Origin of the sequence: Salinicola halophilus, from assembly GCF_003206155.1 — a bacterium.
In the GTDB taxonomy this organism is placed as follows: domain Bacteria; phylum Pseudomonadota; class Gammaproteobacteria; order Pseudomonadales; family Halomonadaceae; genus Salinicola; species Salinicola halophilus.
Map to the genome: position 1 here is coordinate 19,086 of NZ_PZJV01000009.1, position 17,130 is coordinate 36,215.

A 17,130-nucleotide genomic window follows, 5' to 3' on the forward strand; every position below is an offset into this window, starting at 1 on the left:
GCCCACTGTCATCGGCTGCGCAGTTGCTGGGAGAGCGGGCTTTCACATGCAAGACACACGTCAAGCCCGAGCCAATCGGCGAGCCGATCGAGCGTCTCGGCAAGGGCGGCGACGGCCGCGTCGTCGAAGGTGGCCTCGGGTTCGGGATGGATCGCCAGCACCGCGAGCGACCCCTCGCGCCGGCGGGCGCGCAGGTCGAGCCGGGCGATCAGCCGCTCGTGGTGGAGAAACGGCATGACGTAGTAGCCGTAGACGCGCTGGTGCGCCGGTACGTAGAACTCGAGCCGATAGCGAAAGCCGAAGAGGCGCTCGGTGCGCTCGCGATACCAGATCAGCGAGTCGAACGGGGAGAGCAGGGCGTCGGCCGCCAACCGGCGCGGCACCCGCGGGTTGCCGACGACGTAAGCGGTCTCGCGCCAGCCCTCGACGCCGACCGGGGTGAGGGTGGCGTCCTCGATCAGCGTGGCGAGAGCGTCGCGGGTCGCTGTCGGGGTCAGTCGGTAGTAGTCGCGCAGATCCCGCTCGGTGGCCACACCCATCGCCCGCGCGGCGCGGGTCAATAGCGTGCGGTGCGCCTCCAGCGGCGACGGCGTCGGGGCCTCGATCACGCGGCGCGGCAGCACCCGCTCGGGCAGGTCGTAGTAACGCTCGAAGCCCACGCGGCGCGCCACCGTCACCTCGCCAGCGGCGAAGAGCCACTCCAGCGCCGTTTTCTCCTCGCTCCAGTCCCACCACTGCCCGGCCGGCCCTTCGCGGGTAGTGATCGCGCCGGCCCGGATGGCGCCGTCGCGCTCGACGTGTCTCAGCACCTGGCCGATGAGATCGCGATGCGATTCGCCGAAGCGCGCCAGATGCTTGTAGATACCCAGTCCCTCGCGGGCGCGCTGCATTCGCCAGCGCATCGCCGGATAGAGCGACAGGGGCATCAGCGAGGCTTCGTGGCCCCAGTGTTCGAACAGCGCACGCTGCCGATTGGTGCTCCAGGCCGCCTCGTCGAGCAACGCCGAGGGGTAGCCGCCGAGTCGCGCCTGCAGCGGCAGATAGTGCGCGCGGGCCAGCGCGTTGACGGAGTCGATCTGCAGTACGCCGAGCCGCTCGATCAGCCGCCGCAGGTGCCCGCGGTCGACCCGAGCCGGGGAGCGAGAGGTAAAGCCCTGGGCCTGTAGCGCCAGCCGGCGCGCCTGGGCGAGGCTGAAGCGGCGTTGAACAGCGGGAGCGATAGCGGACATCGGCGACACACGGTAGCGGAAACGGTGCGCGAAGTGTCGTCGACGGGAGGCGCTGGGGCAACGACGGTTGCCCCAGCGCCATGAATCGGGCGCCGGCAGCGATGACGCCGCCGGCAGGGAAGGGCAAATCGGAGGAGACGACCGATTACGGCGTGTCGGCGTCCTGAAGCGCTTCGACGATGGTGTCGACGTTGTGCTGGAACATGCCGAGATAGGTGCTGCCTTCGCCCTCCTCGGTGAGTGCATCGGCGTAGAGCTCGCCGCCGATCGCCACGCCGGTCTCCTCGTGGAGCTGGTTGATCAGCGCCGGGTTCGCCATGTTCTCGAGGAACAGCGCCCGCGCGTGGCTCTCGTCGATCTGCTGGATCAGCTCGCCCATGTCGCTCGCGCTCGGCTCGGCCAGCGTGCTCAGGCCGACGGGGGAAAGCATCGTCAGCCCGTAGGCATCGGCGAAGTACCCGAACGCCTCGTGAGAGGTGATGATCATCCGCTGATCTTCGGGAATCCGCGACAGCCGCTCGCGGGCGGATTCGTCGAGCGCTTCCATCTCGTCGAGGTACGTCTCGGCGTTGTCGCGATAGTCCTCGGCGTTGTCCGGATCGGCGTCGATCAGCGCATCGCGAATGTTGCGAACGTACTGCTCGCCGTTGGCGAGGCTCTGCCAGGCGTGCGGGTCGGTGCCGCCGTGATGGTGGTGGCCGCCTCCATGGTCATGGCCGGCATCACCGTGTTCATGGCCGTGGCCGTCGTGGTCATGGCTGTCGCCGTGGTCGTGGCCATGGCTGTCACCGTGATCATGATCGTGGCCATTGCCGCCGTGGTCATGAGCGTCGCCATGGTCGTGCTCGTCGCCGCCGTGCCCGTGATCGTGCTCGCCGTCGAACGCCAGCGTCTCGATCCCGTCGCTGGCGACGACCACGTCGCCCTCGTAGCCACTGGCTTCGACCAGCCGGTCGATCCAGCCTTCGAACTGCAGGCCGTTGACCACCACCAGCTCTGCGTCTGCCAGCGACTGGGCGTCGGCGGGCTTGGGCGAGAACGAATGGGCGTCGCCGTTGGGGCCGACCAAGGAGGTCACCGCGACGTGATCGCCGCCCACCGTGGAGATCATGTCGTCGAGAATGCTGAAGCTGGTGACCACCTTCAGCGGCGTCTGGGCGCTGGCAGCGCCAACGACGCCGAGGCTCAGGGTGGCGAGCATCAGACTCTTGAGCGCTACGCCGGCAATCGGGGAACGAGACATCGAGATTTCCTTTTCAGGGGAGCAGTGGGCGCGTTTAGGAGAGTAGTGGGCGCTGGACGGCGCGGGCGTTGCCTATGACGTTCAACCGTGAGCATCCGCCGGCAGTACCGGTTCTACCCGCCGCCGCCAGCGGGCGAAGACGCTGTGGTAGCGGCCGAACAGGGCGGAGAGTAGATAGACCACTCCCGCCAGCAGAATGATGCAGGGCCCGGAGGGCAGGCCGGCGTGGTAGGAGAGCAGCAAGCCGCCCACGCTCGAGAAGATACCGATGGCGATCGCCAGCCCCATCAGCCCCTCGATGCGCTTCGACCAGAACCGCGCCGCCGTCGCCGGCAGCATCATCAGCCCTACCGCCATCAGCGTGCCCAAGGTCTGAAAGCCGGCGGTGAGGTTGAGCACCATCAGCCCCAGAAAGAGCGCGTGGACCGCACTGCCGCGAACGCCCTGACCGCGCAGAAAGAGCGGGTCGAGGCACTCGACGACGAGAATTCGAAAGATCGCCGCCAGCGTCAGCAGCGTGGCGCTGGAGACGCCGACGATGAGCCACAGCGCAGTGCTGTCGACGGCGAGAATCGAGCCGAACAGCACGTGGGTGAGATCGACGCTGGAGCCGCGTAGCGAGATCAGCATCACCCCCGCGGCCAGCGAGATGAGATAGAAACTCGCGATCGCCGAGTCCTCGCGGTGGCCCGTCAGACGGGAGACGCCGCCGGCGAGGCCGGCGACCACCAGCCCGGCGATCAGTCCGCCCACGCTCATCGCCGGCAGCGAAAACCCCGCCATGAGAAAGCCGATGGCGACCCCCGGCAGCACCGCGTGCGCCATGGCGTCGCCGACCAGGCTCATGCCGCGCAGCGTGAGAAAGACCCCCAGCGGCGGGGCAACCAGCGACAGCGCGAGCCCGGCGACCAGCGCGCGGCGCATGAAACCGAAATCGGTCAGCGGAGAGATGAACCAGTCGATCATGCCGGTCGCTCGTTAACAGAATGAGAGTGAATGCTGGCGTCGGCCGTCGCGTGATTCGACAGCGTGGCGCCGCTCGCCGCGTCGAGCGACGACGGCGCGACCCAGGTCGCCCGGCCGCGGTCGAGCCACAGCACCCGATCCGCCAGGCGGCGCATCTGGTCGTGGTCGTGCAGCACGATGATTATCGACACGCCCTCGGCGGCCATGTCGCGCAGCACCTCGATCAGGATGTCCACCGTGGCGGCGTCGACGTTGGCGAACGGCTCGTCGAGCATCAGTAGCTGTGCCTTCTGCATCAGCGTGCGGCCGAGCAGTGCGCGCTGGCGCTGACCGCCGGAGAGTTCGCCCAGCGGGCGGTGCTCGAAGGCCTGCAGGCCGAGGCGCTGCATGACCGCCTGGCCGCGCCGGTACTCCTCCGGCCCGTAGCGCTTGAAGCTGCCATGGGTCGGCCAGCAGCCGGTCAGTACCAGCTCCTCGACGCTCATGGGGAAGGTGAGGTCAAGCGCCAGCTGCTGCGGCAGCCAGGCGCGACGATCGCTCGGCACGCCGCAGTGGATGCGCCCGCGGATCGGTTTTAGCACCCCCATGATGGCCTGCACCAGCGTGCTCTTGCCGGCACCATTCGGCCCCACCAGCGCGGTAATGCTACCCGGCGCGAACGTCCCCTCGACGTTCTCGAGCACCATGCGGTTGCCCTGGGCGAGAGAGACGGCTTCGAGTGTGAGAATCGGCTCCATGGCTCAGCCCAGCAGCCCGCCGGCCCACGCCGCCGTCAGCCACAGCGCGAGCAGCGGCAACAGTGCCAGCAGCATCCGCCGCCCGGCCCCCAGAGACATGAGAGAGAAATGACACGGCCCGTCGGGGCGGTGGCGATGACGATGTGACATGAAAGCAGCCTCTTGATCGGCCGCAAAGGTTATAACATAACAAATGAGGAGGGAAGAGGGCGTGCTTGCCTTCGACTTGCGCTGTCTGCTCACCCTGTGAGAATGATTCGTTGAGCCTACGTGGTGGAACGACTCATTGTTTTTTGATTTTTAGTCTAAGTCTTTGTTTGAAAAGCGAGTTTTTATTGCCGCTCAAGCAGTCACCGAGCGAAATTCGCTGGTGGAAATCAGAGCCCCGATTTTGCTCTTTAAAAACATGAGTTTACAGTTAGACCGTTCCCCGCACTCGCGGGGATGAACCGCTAGTACAGATTTTTCTGAGCTGCCTGTTCGGCCGTTCCCCGCAGACGCGGGGATCAACCGCGACCATCAGCTTTAGAACGGCGCGGGCGGCTCCGTTCCCCGCACTCGCGGGGATGAACCGGCAAGGTGCGTCTGATCCCCACTGGGGAGTTCCCGTTCCCCGCAGGCGCGGGGCCAACCGCTTGCGTTCAACTGTTCGAACAGTATCAGGACCGCCGTTCCATGAAGGCGGAGATCTAGTGTCGAAAGCCCAGCTGGGCAGCACGTCTTCCCACGCGTTTCCATCTCCAACGGTGCGAGATGTCCGATGCGATACCGGCAACGATTGGCGTCTAGATCATCCGTGATACAGCTTTATCGCTTCGCCACGAACTTAGCGGCATGGAGCATCGACAAATCGATTACTGGTGAGGCGTGCGTCATTGGGTGAGGTTTCATTAGTCTCTTGCAGACGCGCGACCAGCGCTTCCACTTGAGCCAGGGCGTCATGGGTCGACTGCTGTAGCCGTTCGCCGCCCTCTTCCTGATACTCGATGGCGATTTCGTGGAAATGCTCGATGCCGATCAGCTCTAGGGCGGTACGTACGCTGGGCTCGAGATGGTTCATGTGCGCCATCGCTCCGCCAGCGCTGAATCCGTGCCCGCCGCGCGAGGAGAGAATCACGGCGTGGCGGGGTCGATCGTTCAGCAGCGGGCCAATCGAGTGTTCCTGATCGGTAGGGTCGAAGTCGACGGTGCGCCCCAGGCGGACGACCTGATCGACCCACGCCTTGAACGCCGCCGGGTAGCTGTAGTTGTAAAGCGGTATGCCGAGCACCAGTACGTCGGCGGCGATCAGCTCGTCGACTAAGCGGTCGCTCTCGGCCAGCGCTTGGCGGGTGGTCTGCGTCCGTGCCTCCTCTGGGGTGAACGCGGCTTCGATCCACTCGACGGTCAAGAACGAGGGCGGCTGAGCGCCCAGATCCCGCCGCATCACCAGGGTTTCGGGCCGAGCGGCTTTCCACCGTTCGACGAAGTGGTGGGTGAGTCTTCGGCTCAAGGAACCATGTTCGTGTGTGCCGGATCGGCCGGGCCGCGGGCTGGCATCGAGGTGCAGTAGTCGGGTCATCGTTCATCTCCTGGGTGAGAATTCCTGGATGAGTGAGGCCGGTTCATTCGTCCTCAGCACGCTGCCTATCAAAGCGCCCGATGGAACTAGCGACAAACGATCGTTTCTTGCCAGTATCGGAAAACAAAACTCATCCATCGAGTCAGCCCATGCCCGCCCGTCAATTGCCTTCCCTTTCTGCGCTGCGCGCTTTCGAGGCGGCAGCTCGTCATCTGAGTGCGAAGCGTGCCGCCGCAGAGCTTTCGGTGACACCGACTGCCATCAGCCATCAGATTCGTCAGCTCGAAGAACATCTCGGTGTGGCGCTGTTCATTCGCCAGCCCCGTCAGCTGCGGCTCACCGTTCAGGGCCAGGAGCTGCTCACCGCAGCCAGCGAAGCTTTCGACACGCTGGCGAGCGCCGTGGCGCGTCTCCATCCCGTGCCCGAGCGCTTCAACGTGACGCTCTCCACCATCCCGGCGGTCGCGGCGCGCTGGCTGCTTCCTCGAGTGAGCGAGCTGCGTGACGCTCACCCGACTCTCAGCTTGAACCTGCAGATCTCTCATCACTTGGTAGCGCTGGACGGCGTGGCGGCGGACATGGCGATTCGTTATGGCACTGGCGACTGGCCGGGTCTGATGGCCGAGAGGCTGTTCGACAACACCTTCGTCCCTGCCTGCAGTCCCGCGCTGGGCGTGCGCACCCCCGATGATTTGCACCACGCAACGCTGATTCATTACGAGCCACCCAACTACAAGGGGCCGCTGCTCAGCTGGGCGGCGTGGCAGAAATTGGCCCGGGTGCCCGCTCTCGACGTCACCGGCGGCCTGGTCTTTTCCGACGAGACGCACACCATTGCCGCCGCTCTGGGCGGACAGGGTGTCGCCCTGATGAGCCGGACCCTGATCGCCGAGGAGCTGGCTGACGGCCGTCTGATCGAACCTTTCGGCCCGGTGCTGCCCGGCAAACCGTTCTATCTGGTGTATCCCCCGGCGCGACGCGACGAGCCCGCCATTCAGGCGGTGCGGGAGTGGGTGCTGACGCTGGCCGGCGCGATGAGATGAAGCAGTTGTCTCTTTTTGTCCTCGAGTGTTTATGGGCGCCCTCTAGATCGATAGGTAGCACGTGCCGAGTTGGCGGAGAGGCCGCGAATATCGTTCGCTTTCGTTCGATCGTTCCTCTTTTGATGGTTCCCCGACGAACAGTGGCACGTAGCGGCAAGGAGACTTCAATCACGATCGCGCTGTCAGCCATCGCGTAACGGCTGTAGGAGATTTCAGACAATCGTCCTGACGGGGTTGTGGCCGACATCATCGTGCGTTACGAACGGTAACTTACCCGCTGCAACCGGTGACGTATGCACGATCTCTCCGCGAACGACCTCAAGACGATCCTGCACTCCAAGCGTGCCAATCTTTACTACCTCCAGCACTGCCGGGTGCTGGTCAACGGCGGGCGGGTCGAATACGTCACCGATGAGGGCAAGCGCTCGAAGTACTGGAACATCCCGATCGCCAATACCACATCGCTATTGCTGGGTACGGGGACGTCGATTACCCAGGCAGCGATGCGCGAACTCTCGAAGGCCGGTGTGCTGGTCGGGTTCTGCGGCGGTGGCGGTACGCCGCTGTTTTCCGCCAACGAAATCGATGTCGAAGTGGCCTGGTTCAATCCGCAGAGCGAATACCGTCCCACCGAATATCTCCAGCACTGGGTGCGCTTCTGGTTCGATGACGCCCTCAGGCTGGAAGCCGCCCGCGCCTTTCAGATCGAGCGGCTCAAGCAGGTCGAGCGGCTGTGGAATGATGCGCGATTCCAGCGAGCGACCGACTTCACGCCGTCGAGCGCGGAGCTGAGCGCTCTGCTGGAACGCAGCCGCGTCGCGATTGCCCAGGCCCCGGATACCACCGCGCTGCTCACCGAAGAGGCGCGGCTGACCAAGCAGCTGTTTCGCCTTGCAAGCCTTGCCACCGACTACGGGGCGTTCACCCGCGCCAAGCGCGGCGGCGGTGCCGAACCTGCCAACCGCTTTCTCGATCACGGCAACTATCTGGCTTACGGCCTGGGGGCGACCGCGACCTGGGTGCTGGGTCTGCCGCACGGCCTGGCGGTGCTGCACGGCAAGACCCGGCGCGGCGGCCTGGTGTTCGATGTTGCCGATCTGATCAAGGATGCCGTCATCCTGCCGCAGGCCTTCATTTCCGCCAGCCGTGGCGACGAGGAGCAGGAGTTCCGTCAGGCCTGTATCGAACGTCTCACGCAGGTCGAGGCGCTCGATACGATGATCGACACGCTCAAAAGCGTCGCCGAACGGCTCGGCAGCGGGGCCGCGCGATGAACGTGCTGATTGTCTCGCAGTGCCGCAAGAATGCGCTCAAGGAGACCCGGCGCACCCTGGATCAGTTTGCCGAGCGCCGCGGCGAGCGCACCTGGCAGACTGCCATTACCCGGGCCGGGCTGGACACGCTCAGAAAGCTCTTGCGCCAGCGAGCGCGCAAGAACACCGCCGTGGCCTGTCACTGGATTCGCGGCCACGACCACAGCGAGCTTTTATGGATTGTCGGTGACGCCTCGCAGTTCAACGTCCGCGGCGCCACGCCCACCAACACCACGCGGCGCAACGTGCTGCGACGCGAGGACGAAAACGACTGGCACTCGCTGCGTTTGATGCATCTTCTGGCCTCGATGGCGGCACTGTTCCATGACCTCGGCAAGGCCACCGATGCCTTTCAACAACGATTGAACGGCGAGCTGGAAGGGCGCAATCGCTACCGTCACGAATGGGTGTCGCTGCGACTGCTCGAGGCCTTTGTTGGCGAGGACAACGATGCCGCCTGGCTGACACGGCTGCAACACCCGACCGCCGAGGAGGACGTCTGCTGGATGGGGCGGCTCAAGCGTGACGGGCTGGATGCGTCAGCCACGCATTCCCCCTTTGCGCATCTGCCGCCGCTGGCCGCCGCCATCGGCTGGCTGATCGTCAGCCACCATCGCCTGCCGGCGCTGCCCGCCGAGGCCGAGGACGGATCGCAGAAGTGGGTCGGCGCCCGAGCAAATCTCAACGCCGATGGCTTGCCCTCAATGCCGCAGGCCATTACCGCGGCGTGGAACGAGCGGGTCGAGCCGGCGGACACCGCAGCGCTTACGCCCTGGTGGCAGTTTTCTCATGGCCTGCCGGTAACGGAAGACGCCTGGCGAGCGCGCGCGGCCCGGGTGGCGCGTCAGTTAAGCGAATGTCGCTGGGTGACGCCACCGCTCGAATCACCATATGTGATGCATCTGGCGCGTCTGGCGCTGATGCTGGCCGATCACCACTACTCGAGCCTTGTCGATACCGGACGGCTCGATGGTCAATGGCAAGGTCCGCTTTATGCCAACACCGCCACGCGGCACGGCAAGCGTGAACGCTGCCAGCCGCTGATCGAGCATCTGTTGGGCGTTACGCGGGCAACGGGTGAGATCGTCCACTCGCTGCCGGACATGGTCGCGGCACTGCCGAGCATCGCCCGTCACAAGGGCTTTCGGGCGCGCAGCCGTGATGCCCGCTTTCGCTGGCAGGACAAGGCTTTCGATCTCGCCACCGGTCTGCGCGACAAAAGCCGCGAGCAGGGCTTTTTCGGCATCAATATGGCCTCCACGGGCTGCGGCAAGACCATCGCCAACGGCCGTATTCTGTATGCGCTGGCCGATCCGGAGACCGGCGCACGTTTCTCGATCGCGCTCGGCCTTCGCACCCTGACGCTGCAGACCGGGCAGGCGTACCGCGAGCGGCTTGGGCTGGGCAGTGACGAGCTGGCGATTCGCGTCGGCGGCAGCGCCAGCCGGGCGCTGTTCGAGCATCAGCAGGGCAGCGGCGGTTCCGAATCCCGCGCCGAGCTGCTCGACGACCAGGCCCATGTCGTCTTCGAAGGCGATCTGGAAGCGCATCGCGTCTTGGGCAAGGTGGTCGCTGATACCCACGCCCGCGCGCTGATCCAGGCGCCGGTACTGGTCTGCACCATCGATCACCTGATGCCGGCCACCGAGAGCCTGCGCGGCGGCAGCCAGATCGCGCCGATGCTGCGATTGATGAGCGGCGATCTGGTGCTCGACGAGCCGGACGACTTCGATATCGACGATCTGCCCGCGCTGACGCGACTGGTTTATTGGACCGGCCTGCTGGGCGCCCGTGTGCTGCTCTCCTCCGCCACGCTCCCGCCGGCGCTGGTACGCGCGCTTTATGATGCCTACCGGGAGGGGCGCGCCGAGTATCAGCGTCATCGCGGGGTGCCCGGCGCCCCGGTCGAGCCTATCTGCGCCTGGTTCGATGAGCACGGCTGCACACACCAGAATTGCGCCGATGGTGAATCGTTCGATACCGCCCATCATGCTTTCGCTCAGAAGCGCGCGGCTCGGCTCGCCGCACTCGAGCCAAGGCGGCGCGGCGTCCTCGTGCCCGTATCGACACCCTCCAAACATCCGGACGCCGTTCACGAGGCGGTAGCACAGACCGTGCTGACACAAGCCCTCGCGCTGCATGAGCAGCACCATTCGCTCGATCCGCACAGCAGCCAACGCGTGAGCTTCGGGCTGGTGCGGATGGCCAACATCGAGCCGCTGGTCGCCGTGGCGCAGGCGATCTATCGCTCGGAAATACCCGAGGGCACGCGGGTTCATCTCTGCGTCTATCACTCGCAGTTTCCGCTGTTGCTGCGCTCCCGGCTGGAAAACCGGCTGGATCGAGTGCTGGATCGCCGCGAGCCGAACGCGGTGTTCGAGCTGGCCGATATTCGCCAGCGGCTCGTGGGTGATGCCGAAGATCATCTGTTTATCGTGCTGGGCTCGCCGGTGACCGAAGTGGGCCGCGATCACGACTACGACTGGGCGGTGCTCGAGCCCTCCTCGATGCGCTCCATCATCCAGCTTGCCGGGCGCGTGCGGCGCCACCGCCAAGATCCCGTTACCGCGCCCAATATCGCCCTGCTTGAGACCAACGTTCGCCATCTCGCCGGTAGGCGCCCGGCCTTCTGCCGCCCCGGTTTCGAGACCGAGCAGACGTGGCCGTTGACCAAACACTGGCTTGCCACGCTGCTGCGCGATGAGGAGATCAACGCCATCGATTCGCGCCCGCGCCTGCTGCCGGCGGAGGTTCTGGAGCCGACCGGCAAGCTGGTCGATCTCGAGCACGCACGGCTGAGGATGCTGATGGTGGAAGGCGCTGAACTGCCCGGGCAGCGACGATCCCGGCGTCGAAAGCCGCTCTTTCTCGGCGCCTATCTGTTCTATCGCCCCGCCGCGATGTCGCTGAGCGCGATCGCCAGCCAGCAGCAGCCCTTTCGCGAAGACAACGAGCCGGATGCCGAATTCGTGCTCTACCCGGATGACACCGATGAGGATTACGGCTTCCGGCGGGTCGATCAAAACGGTCGGGAGGAGACGCTGACGTTGGTGGAATCCGAGCTGGATCGCCTGGCGGATGAAGTGCTCAAGAACCCGCGCGTCACGCCCTGGAACGAACCGGACTACATGGCCGCGCTGAGTGAGCAGGCCGACGTTATGGACATGAACCTCGATCGCTGCGCGAGGCGCTTTGGGTGGATTCGCCTCAAGCCCGATCGCGCCCCGCAGGGGTGGTACTTTCATCCCGCGCTGGGGTTTGTGCGGAAAAAATGAACTCAACGCTACCCATGAGGAGGAGCATGTCTGAATCAATCGATAGTCCACCGCCAACACTCAAAGCGTTGGTCCATGGCTTTATCCACGACCGTTTTCAGACCAAAACGGAAAAGCTCACGCCGGACGACCCCGTTTATCTCAAGCTGCAGCAGCAGTTCGAGCCGCAGACCTGGCTGGCTGACGCCGCGCGGCGCGTCAGTCAGCTTCAGGTCGTCACCCATTCGCTCAAGGCGATTCACCCGGACGCCAAGGGCACCAACCTCTACGTCGAGCCCGGTCAGCTAAAGCGCGATGCGCTGGTCGGTAGCCACTGCCTGCCTTCGGATTTCGAGGGCGATGTCGTCGGTAACGCCGCCGCCCTGGACGTCTACAAGTTCCTGAAGCTGCAGTGGGAGGGTCGCTCCCTGCTTGAGCGAGCCCTGGAAGGCGATGACGCGCTGGTCGAAGCGCTGAGTGACGACCGCGCCGAGGCGGAAATTTGGGTACAGGCCTTCGCCGATATCGTCGAACCCAACGGTACGCCAAGCTCTCATGCTCGCGGCAAGCAGCTTTACTGGCTGGTCGGTGACGAACCTGGCGATGACGCGAACTATCGACTGCTGGCTCCGCTTTATGCCACGGCGCTGGCGCATCGTGTTTACGCTCAGGTCAGTCTCAATACCTGGTTTTACGGTGACCACAACAAAGCGGCGCGAAAGGCTTTAAAGGAAAAGACGCCATTCGAGGGCGGCTATACCAGCTATCTCAACCTGGCGATCCAGAAATTCGGCGGCACCAAGCCGCAGAATATCTCCCAGCTCAATAGCGAGCGCGGCGGCCAGAATTACCTGCTCGCCTCACTGCCGCCCCACTGGCAGTCGCGGGACGTCTATCCCCCCATGCGGGATGCGTTTCAGACCTTTGGCCGGCGTCAGGAAGTTCGGCGCACGCTCGATGATCTCAAGCGATTTCTCGAATCCGACCCCGCCGCCAACAGGCACACGCGCGATCTGCGCGATGACTTGACCGCCATGCTGGTCGACGAGCTCATGCTGTTCACCTTCGACATTCACTCGGTGCCAGCGGGCTGGACGACCGATGAGCGCTGTCAGTTGGCGGTTGAGGAACAGTACTGGCTCGATCCGGGGCGCGCCGAACTCGATGCAGAATTTGCCGAGGCGCGACGCCAGTCCGATTGGCATGTGGCAGTTAGCGCGCGTGCCGCCCAGTGGCTCAATCGGGCGCTCAACCGCGATAGTCCGCTCAATCTCGGTGACGTCGAGCATGAACACTGGAAAGGACGTTTCGACGGCGTACTCAAGAGCTTCCGCCGTCAGCTCGATGACCTGCAGGACGCGCTGCGTGATGACGATGAAGACGAAGGAGCCGCGGCATGATCGATTCCAAACCGCACCTTCTCGTACTGCCGCGACTGCGCATCCAGAACGCCAATGCCATTTCCAGTTCCATGACCTGGGGCTTTCCTGCCATGAGCGCCTTCATGGGCGCCGTTCAGGCGCTGGAGCGTAACCTGCCCGACGATATCCGGATCGTCTTTAACGGTGTCGGCGTGGTGTGCCATCACATCGAGCCGCAAGTCACCAAGGGCGGTTTTACCCGCGCCTTCCACCTCACCCGCAACCCGGTGGACAAAACCGGCAGCACGGCGGCCATCGTCGAAGAGGGTCGCGCGCATCTGGACGTCACGCTGCTGATCGGTGTCGAGTCCGACGGTGATGATCTGGGCAGCGTCGAGCGCCGCCGTGACATCGCCCAACGGCTGTTCGAGCAGGTCCACGGCATGCGTCTCGCCGGGGGCAGCGTCATGCCGCCGCTGAGTGACGCGACGCGCCAGCGGCCCGAGCTGATCACCTTCGACGCCGATGAAGAGAGGCGCGACAAACAGTGGCGCCGCCTCAAGCGCCGGCTACTGCCTGGATTCGCGCTGGTGCTGCGCGATGACTACCTGAACGAGCATACCGTAACGCTCAAGGCCGAAGATGACAGCGCCACTACGCTGGACGCCTGGCTCGATCTCTGCCGGCTCAACCACGAGTGCCGGATCGAGACTCAGCAGGACAAGGAAGGTCAGACGAAGGATGTCGCGAAATGGGAGATTCGCCGCCCCTATCCCGGCTGGCTGGTACCCATCCCGGTCGGCTACGGCGCCATTTCCGACCTGTTCGCGCCCGGCGACGTTGCCAACGCCCGCGACCCGGCGGTGCCGTTCCAGTTCGTCGAAAGCCTCTACTCGATCGGCGAGTGGGTCAGCCCGCATCGCCTGCGAAGCCCCGATGCGCTGCTCTGGTTCGTGGACAACGACCTCGAGCGTGGCATCTATCGCCTCACCAACGACTACGCCCTGACCCATTCGGAAAACGACTGATCATCAAGGAGAACATCATGGCCAAGAACGACGCTCTCAAGACCGCTTCCGTGCTCGCCTTCGAGCGCAAGCTCGACCCCTCCGATGCGCTGCTCAGCGCGGGGTCGTGGGACGCGCGAGATCAGTTTCAGGCATGGCCCGGCATTCCGGTTCGCGAGAAATCCGTGCGCGGCACCATCTCCAACCGCCTGAAAGCCAAGGATCAGGACCCGGCCAAGCTCGACGCCGCCATCGAAAATCCCAACCTGCAGACCGTGGACGTGGCCGCACTTCCCCACGATGCCGATACGCTGGCGGTGCGCTTTACGCTGCGCGTCCTCGCCGGCGCGGGCACCCCCTCTGCCTGCAACAACGCCGCGTATCAGCAGAAGCTCAAGCAGACCGTCAGCGGCTACGTCAGCGAGCAGGGTTTTGACGAGCTGGCGCACCGCTACGCCTGCAACCTCGCCAACGGCCGCTTTCTCTGGCGTAACCGCATGGGTGCCGAGCAGGTAGCGGTAACGGTCAGCCAGATGAAAGGCGGTCAGGCGGAAAAGCACTGGACCTTCGACGCGCTCGAGCACTCCACTCGCGACTTCACCGGCAGTAACCAGACGCGTGAGCTGGGCGAGACCATCGCCGCGGCGCTGGCCGGTGAGCAATACCTGCTGCTCGACGTGGTGGCCTTCGCGCGTGTCGGTGCCGGCCAGGAAGTCTTCCCCTCCCAGGAGCTGATTCTGGATCGCTCGCGCGGTGACAAGAGCAAGACGCTCTACAGCTTTGGTGAGGACAAGACGGCCGCTATTCACTCCCAGAAGCTCGGCAACGCGCTGCGCACCATCGACACCTGGTATCCGGCGCCGGAAGACGGCAGCGACCTCGGCCCGATTGCCGTCGAGCCCTATGGCTCCGTCACCACGCAGGGGGCAGCCTATCGTCAGCCGAAGCAGAAGGTGGATTTCTACAACCTGCTGGATAACTGGCTGCTCAAGGATCAGGTGCCTTCCACCGAAAACCAGCACTTCGTGATGGCGACCCTGATTCGCGGTGGCGTCTTCGGCGACGCGGGGTGAGGCATGGATCACTATCTCGATCTCCGCCTGCGGCCTGACCCGGACTTCCCGCCATCCATGCTGATGGGGGCGCTCTACGCCAAGCTGCATCGCGCGCTGTTCGACCTCCAGGCCGACGATATCGGCGTGAGCTTTCCCGATCACAAAACCGGGGTGAACGCGCGTACACCCGGTGATCGCCTGCGCCTGCATGGCGACAAGGACCGGCTTGATCAGCTGATGGCACTGTCATGGCTTGCGGGCTTGCGTGAACTCGTCGAGTGCAGTGACGTCGCGCCGGTGCCGGCAAATGCTCGCCACCGGGTCGTGAAGCGACGGCAGTTCAATACCGGCAGCCCCAGCCGCGCCCGGCGCTACGCGCGTCGGCATGGCATCTCGGAAGTCGAGGCCGGGGAGCTGATGAAAACGCCGGCCCAGCGACGTGTCGAGTTACCGTTCGTACAGGTGGGGAGTCGCTCCACCGGCGAGCGATTCGCGCTGTTCCTCGAGCATGGCGAGCTGCAGTCTCGACCGACCCACGGGCGCTTCAACCACTACGGTTTGAGTCGGGAAGCGACCATCCCCTGGTTTTGACCCTTTTTGCGGGCGCCAACACGGCGCTCGCAAAATCAATGACTTAGATAGGCGTGATAAAAAAGGGTGTTTGGGGATGAATGCGCCAAAAGCTCTTTAACAATAGAGATTTACGCGCATCACGCGCTAGTTCGCTGCCGCCCAGGCAGCTCAGAAAGATCCGCGCGTGCCTGGCCCCTGGGCGGCCAAGTTCGCTGCCGCCCAGGCAGCTCAGAAACTGCCGCCGGTGCATGCCGAGCTGCCGCCGGTGTTCGCTGCCGCCCAGGCAGCTCAGAAAATCGCACCGTAGTTGCTGTTCGCGTGTTTGCCGTTCGCTGCCGCCCAGGCAGCTCAGAAAGTAGAAATCCGTCACGCCGCGCGAGTTGTCCTGTTCGCTGCCGCCCAGGCAGCTCAGAAAATCACGGCTGGCTCGTTGAGCGGTACCGTTCGGTTCGCTGCCGCCCAGGCAGCTCAGAAATTGATGCGGAGGCTGTGATGGGGCTTCGCGACGTTCGCTGCCGCCCAGGCAGCTCAGAAAACTGGGCGACGTTCTGGCAGTACTGGTCCTGCGTTCGCTGCCGCCCAGGCAGCTCAGAAAAGAAAAACGCCATCAAGCAGCAGGCTCACAACGTTCGCTGCCGCCCAGGCAGCTCAGAAATGAGTGACGTAGGGCGTCATGCCTTCACCGGCGTTCGCTGCCGCCCAGGCAGCTCAGAAAACACTCAAGGCCAAAGCGGCCCAAAAAGCGATGTTCGCTGCCGCCCAGGCAGCTCAGAAATAACAACTTGAGAAGCGTTAAGGTCCAATGAGGTTCGCTGCCGCCCAGGCAGCTCAGAAAAGGTGCCGTCGTCGTAGTCACCCCACTGGCTCGTTCGCTGCCGCCCAGGCAGCTCAGAAATGTGCCTCCATCAGTTTGATCTGGAGGTCGGAGTTCGCTGCCGCCCAGGCAGCTCAGAAAAGAAATTATCGTAGAGGTTCGCGTACTGACCGGTTCGCTGCCGCCCAGGCAGCTCAGAAATGTACTGCCACCGGTGCCGGGGTCATAGCCAAGTTCGCTGCCGCCCAGGCAGCTCAGAAAACGAAATGTGGCAAGTATAGACGCAAAAAAACGTTCGCTGCCGCCCAGGCAGCTCAGAAAGTCGACGCGGGCGATGACCTCGTTACCGCCGCGTTCGCTGCCGCCCAGGCAGCTCAGAAAATGAACAGCAGTAATTAAGCCAGCCCGCCATAGTTCGCTGCCGCCTAGGCAGCTCAGAAATGCAAGGAACGCGTCAAGATCGCGATGGAGAAGTTCGCTGCCGCCCAGGCAGCTCAGAAAAAACGAGTCGAGCGCGAGATGCGCGAGCAGGAGTTCGCTGCCGCCCAGGCAGCTCAGAAAATAAATCGAACCGCCGGGACCGTAGTCCACTGGTTCGCTGCCGCCCAGGCAGCTCAGAAAAGAGGCCGGCGTTGGTCAGTTTCAGCGGCTGGGTTCGCTGCCGCCCAGGCAGCTCAGAAAAGCGCCAGCAATCCAGATCGGACGTGCGCCTCGTTCGCTGCCGCCCAGGCAGCTCAGAAAACACCGACGCCCATGCGGTAGCCATGCCTACCGTTCGCTGCCGCCCAGGCAGCTCAGAAAGATCAGTACGGCGCGCTGTCGAGCCGCATCGGGTTCGCTGCCGCCCAGGCAGCTCAGAAAACCGGCCCGAGCAAACACCCAAGGGCTATCCGGTTCGCTGCCGCCCAGGCAGCTCAGAAAGACGAGATCAATCAGAACCGCCTCGAGGGGCAGTTCGCTGCCGCCCAGGCAGC

13 protein-coding genes and 1 CRISPR repeat array are annotated in these 17,130 nt (G+C 64.3%); of the genes, 7 read left to right on the forward strand and 6 right to left on the reverse strand.

Going from position 1 to position 17,130, the window contains the following annotated elements; genetic code table 11:
- Positions 1-8: 8 nt before the first annotated feature.
- The 6 genes from DOM33_RS15970 to DOM33_RS15990 form a co-directional block, all read right to left on the reverse strand.
- Positions 9-1,229: a winged helix-turn-helix domain-containing protein gene (locus DOM33_RS15970; protein ID WP_110670811.1), complete on the reverse strand. Its 1,221-nt coding sequence runs from the start codon at positions 1,227-1,229 to the stop codon at positions 9-11.
- Positions 1,230-1,374: 145 nt separating this feature from the next.
- Entirely contained in the window at positions 1,375-2,472 is a 1,098-nt protein-coding gene (locus tag DOM33_RS15975; protein ID WP_110670813.1) for a metal ABC transporter solute-binding protein, Zn/Mn family, read from the reverse strand.
- Positions 2,473-2,553: 81 nt separating this feature from the next.
- On the reverse strand, positions 2,554-3,438 hold the full coding sequence (locus DOM33_RS15980) for a metal ABC transporter permease (protein WP_110670815.1): 885 nt from the start codon (positions 3,436-3,438) through the stop codon (positions 2,554-2,556).
- Positions 3,435-4,175: a metal ABC transporter ATP-binding protein gene (locus DOM33_RS15985; protein WP_110670817.1), complete on the reverse strand. Its 741-nt coding sequence runs from the start codon at positions 4,173-4,175 to the stop codon at positions 3,435-3,437. The genes DOM33_RS15980 and DOM33_RS15985 overlap by 4 nt, the downstream gene beginning before the upstream one ends.
- A 3-nt stretch (positions 4,176-4,178) precedes the next feature.
- The gene (locus tag DOM33_RS16320) at positions 4,179-4,325 is read right to left on the reverse strand and encodes a hypothetical protein (protein ID WP_204352726.1); all 147 of its coding nucleotides are present in this window, start codon (positions 4,323-4,325) and stop codon (positions 4,179-4,181) included.
- 676 nt (positions 4,326-5,001) lie between these two features.
- Positions 5,002-5,736 carry an FMN-dependent NADH-azoreductase gene (locus DOM33_RS15990; protein ID WP_110670819.1) on the reverse strand — a complete coding sequence of 245 codons (735 nt, stop codon included), beginning with the start codon at positions 5,734-5,736 and terminating at the stop codon, positions 5,002-5,004.
- A gap of 149 nt (positions 5,737-5,885) precedes the next feature.
- On the opposite strand from DOM33_RS15990, the gene DOM33_RS15995 reads away from it, so the two are divergent.
- The 7 genes from DOM33_RS15995 to cas6f all read left to right on the forward strand — a co-directional run bounded on the left by DOM33_RS15995 (position 5,886) and on the right by cas6f (position 15,360).
- Complete coding sequence (locus DOM33_RS15995; protein ID WP_110670821.1) at positions 5,886-6,779, forward strand: LysR substrate-binding domain-containing protein; 894 nt, start codon at positions 5,886-5,888, stop codon at positions 6,777-6,779.
- Between the two features lie 293 nt (positions 6,780-7,072).
- On the forward strand, positions 7,073-8,053 hold the full coding sequence (cas1f, locus tag DOM33_RS16000; protein ID WP_110670823.1) for a type I-F CRISPR-associated endonuclease Cas1f: 981 nt from the start codon (positions 7,073-7,075) through the stop codon (positions 8,051-8,053).
- Positions 8,050-11,367: a type I-F CRISPR-associated helicase Cas3f gene (cas3f, locus tag DOM33_RS16005; RefSeq protein WP_110670825.1), complete on the forward strand. Its 3,318-nt coding sequence runs from the start codon at positions 8,050-8,052 to the stop codon at positions 11,365-11,367. The genes cas1f and cas3f overlap by 4 nt, the downstream gene beginning before the upstream one ends.
- A 26-nt stretch (positions 11,368-11,393) precedes the next feature.
- A complete protein-coding gene (csy1, locus tag DOM33_RS16010; protein ID WP_110670828.1) occupies positions 11,394-12,746 on the forward strand; it encodes a type I-F CRISPR-associated protein Csy1 in 1,353 nt (450 codons plus the stop codon).
- Positions 12,743-13,735, forward strand: coding sequence for a type I-F CRISPR-associated protein Csy2 (csy2, locus tag DOM33_RS16015; protein ID WP_110670830.1), 993 nt, complete (start codon positions 12,743-12,745; stop codon positions 13,733-13,735). The genes csy1 and csy2 overlap by 4 nt, the downstream gene beginning before the upstream one ends.
- A 17-nt stretch (positions 13,736-13,752) precedes the next feature.
- Entirely contained in the window at positions 13,753-14,787 is a 1,035-nt protein-coding gene (gene csy3, locus DOM33_RS16020; protein WP_110670832.1) for a type I-F CRISPR-associated protein Csy3, read from the forward strand.
- A 3-nt stretch (positions 14,788-14,790) separates the two neighbouring features.
- Positions 14,791-15,360: a type I-F CRISPR-associated endoribonuclease Cas6/Csy4 gene (gene cas6f / locus DOM33_RS16025; RefSeq protein ID WP_110670834.1), complete on the forward strand. Its 570-nt coding sequence runs from the start codon at positions 14,791-14,793 to the stop codon at positions 15,358-15,360.
- Positions 15,361-15,489: 129 nt separating this feature from the next.
- Positions 15,490-17,077: direct repeats of the CRISPR family, unit length 28 nt; unit sequence GTTCGCTGCCGCCCAGGCAGCTCAGAAA.
- Positions 17,078-17,130: the final 53 nt, after the last annotated feature.